The 3,872-nt window shown below is 54.6% G+C and carries 8 protein-coding genes; all 8 read left to right on the top strand.

Translation table 11 applies throughout. From position 1 onward, the window contains the following. Positions 1–158 precede the first annotated feature (158 nt). Entirely contained in the window at positions 159–314 is a 156-nt protein-coding gene (locus tag WC359_15100; GenBank protein MFA5401777.1) for a hypothetical protein, read from the top strand. Positions 315–368: 54 nt separating this feature from the next. Continuing rightward, positions 369–581 carry a hypothetical protein gene (locus WC359_15095; protein MFA5401776.1) on the top strand — a complete coding sequence of 71 codons (213 nt, stop codon included), beginning with the start codon at positions 369–371 and terminating at the stop codon, positions 579–581. Continuing rightward, a complete protein-coding gene (locus tag WC359_15090; protein ID MFA5401775.1) occupies positions 581–844 on the top strand; it encodes a hypothetical protein in 264 nt (87 codons plus the stop codon). The genes WC359_15095 and WC359_15090 overlap by 1 nt, the downstream gene beginning before the upstream one ends. 308 nt (positions 845–1,152) lie before the next feature. After that, on the top strand, positions 1,153–1,527 hold the full coding sequence (locus tag WC359_15085) for a hypothetical protein (protein MFA5401774.1): 375 nt from the start codon (positions 1,153–1,155) through the stop codon (positions 1,525–1,527). Positions 1,528–1,822: 295 nt separating this feature from the next. After that, entirely contained in the window at positions 1,823–1,987 is a 165-nt protein-coding gene (locus WC359_15080; protein ID MFA5401773.1) for a hypothetical protein, read from the top strand. A gap of 60 nt (positions 1,988–2,047) precedes the next feature. After that, positions 2,048–2,725 carry an ERF family protein gene (locus WC359_15075; GenBank protein ID MFA5401772.1) on the top strand — a complete coding sequence of 226 codons (678 nt, stop codon included), beginning with the start codon at positions 2,048–2,050 and terminating at the stop codon, positions 2,723–2,725. Then, positions 2,725–3,360, top strand: a complete 636-nt coding sequence (locus WC359_15070) for a lambda exonuclease family protein (protein ID MFA5401771.1) — start codon at positions 2,725–2,727, stop codon at positions 3,358–3,360. Before WC359_15075 ends, WC359_15070 begins: the two co-directional genes overlap by 1 nt. Then, on the top strand, positions 3,357–3,872 hold a 516-nt coding region (locus WC359_15065; GenBank protein ID MFA5401770.1), incomplete at its 3' end, for a hypothetical protein. The genes WC359_15070 and WC359_15065, both read left to right, overlap by 4 nt.

Raw genomic sequence — 3,872 nt, 5'->3', positions numbered from 1 at the left:
ATCTTAGCCGGGGGTCCCCCTCCCGGCGGGTCCAACGGCTGGACTGATAGCCGTCTGATAGTAGCCCTCCCCTGGAAAGCCGGGGGAGGTTTTCTTTTGGGTCTTGAATAATATCTATATATCTGCTATAAGATATATATCCTTAGTAGGAGGCTCTAATGCCAAAGAAAAAATCCGCAAAAAAAATGCTGACCGTCTGGCTCTCGCAGTCCGAGCTGGACAACTATCACCGTGCCGCAGAGTCCGACAGGCGCAATCTGTCCTCGTGGGTCCGAGCCCGGCTTGACGAAGCGGCCTCAAAAATAGGCCCTTGACAGCCTATATACATATGCTATAATATATATAGAACAGGCAAGGGAGTGATAGTTATGGAACCGCGCAAAGACCCCATATCCGGCAAAGTGCTGACCGCCGAGCAATTGGCTTGCCCTATCGGCAAGATGATATCTGTGTGCGCTGACTGCGGAAAGGTTAATGGGTATGTGCCGGCGGACAGGCCGGAGTATTCGGGGTGCTACAGCCACGGACTATGTAAGGCTTGCTGCAAAAAGAGGATGGCTGAAATAAAGGAGATAACTTGATGATGGAATCAATCGCAAATATGGCGGCCTGGCAGATAGTGATGTTCCTGGCGTTCGGGGCGGTTATAGGTGGCACTATCGTCCTCGCTTGCGTGTGGGAGTGGGTGCGGGCGATGAAGGACATGGAGGACCGGGAAGCGGAAGAACTCCGGGCGGATTACGAAGCCGACAAGAAGAAATTCGAGGCGCATAATCGCCAGTATGAGGCCAACCGGGCAGAGGCCCGTCGGAAGATAGAGCAGTTCCTGGTGGAGGCGCAATGACTCCCCGCCTCTGCTACGGCTGCCCCTACTACGTTAAGGGTGAACCCGGCTCCCGCAGGTGTAAGCGCAATCTGTGGAACGAGTGCCGACCGGAACTCCTCCCGCTTCTGGGGCAGGACTTACAGGTGATCCGGCCGCAGAACTGCTGGATTCGGTTTAACCCGGACGGGGATAGGGTGTAATAATATGAGCCATAGGCACGACTGGATTATGATTGCGTCCTACCCAGACCGATACACCAGGACCGCATATTATAGGTGCTCTGTCTGTGGCAAAGTGGAAAAGCGCACGGAACGGTGGGGGCGCAAATGAGCTACCAGAGCGCCAAGCGAGAACTCGACCGGGTTGCAAGCCTGTACATTAGGGCGCGTGACCCGCATTGCGTAGTATGCGGACGGCCCACGGAGGTATGCGGGCATTTTATCCCAAGGGGTTGCCTGGCCGTCCGGTGGCATGAGGGCAATAACTTCGGGTGGTGCAATCTATGTAATTCGTTGGAGCAGCAGACCCGAACGAACCCCCGGTGGAGAGAGATACATGAATCCATCATCGGGCCTATCGCTCTGGCGGAGTTGGAGGGTTTGTCCCGGTCCTCCGTCAAGTATTCGGAAGCGGAACTGCGGGAGAAGATAGTTTATTTCAAAAAGGCCATCAAGTCCCTTGACAAAAGGATAATAGAATAATATACTTTCTGTATGCTTAACAACAAACATCGCAAGCCTTTAGAGCCGTATCACAAAGACACCATCTGCGTAGTCCTGCCCGACGGGTACAAGCTACGCATAAGCAAGTATGCCCGGAGAAAAGGGCGCACAATATCGGAAGTCGTGCGTGACGCGGTCAAAGCGTTTTTAGGTTTTTAACAATCTGCGGCGTGACGGGACGGGGCTGGCGGTCGTGAAGTCCTGCCGGCCAACAAAGCCAAAGGGAGTTAAATTCTCCCCCGCCGCACCGATTCGGACAAATACAGGAGGAAAAATGGAAATCATAAGCGAGATGCGGGCCCTCATGGACTTCTTCGGTAAGAAGCCGGGGCAGACGACGGAGGAGTTCGCCGCCGAGATAAAAGCCCTCTCCCCCCAGGAGAAGGAGGACTTGGCCTCGGCGGCCGCAAAGGCCCTCGGCAAAACCACCGGTAAGTAAGACATGGGGGGAAGTGACTAACCCCCTACGATTTCGGCAATAACTGTAAGGAGACAAATCATGGAAAGCAAGTTGCTTGCTATACAGGCAGAGCTTAGGGTCCCCAAGGGCCAGATGAACGCATTTGGAGGGTACAAGTACCGGAGTTGCGAGGATATACTGGAGGCCGTAAAGCCTCTGCTTAAAAAGCATGGCCTGGAACTGACCTTACCGGACGAAATAATCAACCTCGGCACCCGCTACTATGTAAAAGCGACGGCTGTTTTAACTGACGGGGGGAAGATAATAGCCTCGGTCCCTGCCTATGCCAGAGAGGAAGACATCAAGAAGGGCATGGATGCGGCGCAGATCACCGGCTCCGCTTCCTCCTACGCCCGAAAATACGCCCTTAACGGCTTATTCCTGATAGACGACACTAAGGACCCGGACGCTACTAATAGGCATGGACGTGACGAAAAGCCCACCCCGGCCCGCCCAGAGGCCCCTAAGACCCCAATAAAGCCCAAGACCTACATCGGCAAGATAGACGATGTTACCAAGGGTGTGTCCCCTACCGGAAAGAATTTCGTCTGCCTCGTACTGGATGGGGAGAAGTGCTACATAGCAAAGGGTTCCCCCGAGGAAGCGGAGGGTGACTGCCAGATGTTCGGCGACCTTATGGACAAGGGGTTAAAGGTTAAGGCCGAAGTCGTGCCCGCTGGGGCGGTCTTTGAAATCACCAAGATAGAGGAGGCGTGATGGAACAGAGAACGGAAGAATGGTTCGCCCAACGCCTCGGCAAGGCAACGGCAAGCCGGATAGTGGATGTCGTAGCCAAGACGAAATCCGGTTACAGTACGAGCCGGGAGAATTACAAGGTGGAACTTGCCCTAGAGCGCATTACCGGCTCTAGGGCAGAGTCCTACACCAACGCGGCTATGGACTGGGGGACTGAACACGAACCGGAAGCGAGGGCCGAATACTGCCAAGTTAAAGGCGTTGAGGTAGTAGAGGTCGGGATGGTGGAACACCACTCAATCCCCATGTCTGGAGCCTCGCCCGATGGTCTGGTAGGGGAGGACGGCCTCTTGGAAATCAAGTGCCCCAATAGCGCGACCCACATCAAAACGCTGCGGAGCCAGAAGCCGGAGGCGAAGTATATAACTCAAATGATGTGGCAGATGGCCTGCACCGGCAGGAAGTGGTGCGACTTCGTGTCCTACGATCCCCGTATGCCCGAGGGCCTGACCTTCTTCGTAACCCGAATCAAGCGGGACGAGAAGATAATCAAGGAACTGGAAGCGGAGGTATCGGCGTTCCTGGCAGAGGTTGACGGGCTTGTTAAGGAACTGACGGAGATGCAGAGCATGGCATTAGTGGGAGGCGCGAAATGAAATCTAACGTGATAAAAGGGTTTAAGGGCTTCGGCCAAGACTGGACCTGTAATAAATTCCAGTTTAAGCCGGGGGAAGAATATGACCACAAAGGAGAAGTTAAGGCTTGTGAGAGCGGTTTCCATTTCTGCGAAAATCCTCTTGATGTTTTCGGGTATTACCCTCCTGGGACTTCCCGATATGCCGAAGTCGAGGGGTGTGGTGAGTTTTCAAAAGGGGTAGGAGGAGATAGCAAGGTTTCGGTTTCGCACCTTAAAATTGGGGCCGAAATATCTCTCCATGCTTACATATCTTCGGCGGTTAAGTTCGTTTTCGAGAAAGCCACTAAAACAACCCTTACGGAAAACAAAGAAGAAAAAAAGATGGCCTCCAACAGCGGGACACGGGGCGCGGCCTCCAACAGCGGCGACTGTGGCGCGGCCTCCAACAGCGGCGACTGTGGCGCGGCCTCCAACAGCGGGACACGGGGCGCGGCCTCCAACAGCGGGACACGGGGCGCGGCCTCCAACAGC

It is taken from the genome of Dehalococcoidia bacterium (genome assembly GCA_041653995.1).
GTDB lineage: Bacteria > Chloroflexota > Dehalococcoidia > GIF9 > UBA5629 > CAIMUM01.
The sequence above is the reverse complement of the archived record's forward strand: the minus strand, read 5'-3'. Positions and strand labels throughout refer to the sequence as shown.

What these genes read in the sequence shown, in the direction of transcription:
- WC359_15085 (MFA5401774.1), top strand. Translation starts at nt 1,153, where the DNA reads ATGAGCTACCAGAGCGCCAAGCGAGAACTCGACCGGGTTGCAAGCCTG.
- WC359_15100 (MFA5401777.1), top strand. Translation starts at nt 159, where the DNA reads ATGCCAAAGAAAAAATCCGCAAAAAAAATGCTGACCGTCTGGCTCTCG.
- WC359_15090 (MFA5401775.1), top strand. Translation starts at nt 581, where the DNA reads ATGATGGAATCAATCGCAAATATGGCGGCCTGGCAGATAGTGATGTTC.
- WC359_15080 (MFA5401773.1), top strand. Translation starts at nt 1,823, where the DNA reads ATGGAAATCATAAGCGAGATGCGGGCCCTCATGGACTTCTTCGGTAAG.
- WC359_15075 (MFA5401772.1), top strand. Translation starts at nt 2,048, where the DNA reads ATGGAAAGCAAGTTGCTTGCTATACAGGCAGAGCTTAGGGTCCCCAAG.
- WC359_15070 (MFA5401771.1), top strand. Translation starts at nt 2,725, where the DNA reads ATGGAACAGAGAACGGAAGAATGGTTCGCCCAACGCCTCGGCAAGGCA.
- WC359_15095 (MFA5401776.1), top strand. Translation starts at nt 369, where the DNA reads ATGGAACCGCGCAAAGACCCCATATCCGGCAAAGTGCTGACCGCCGAG.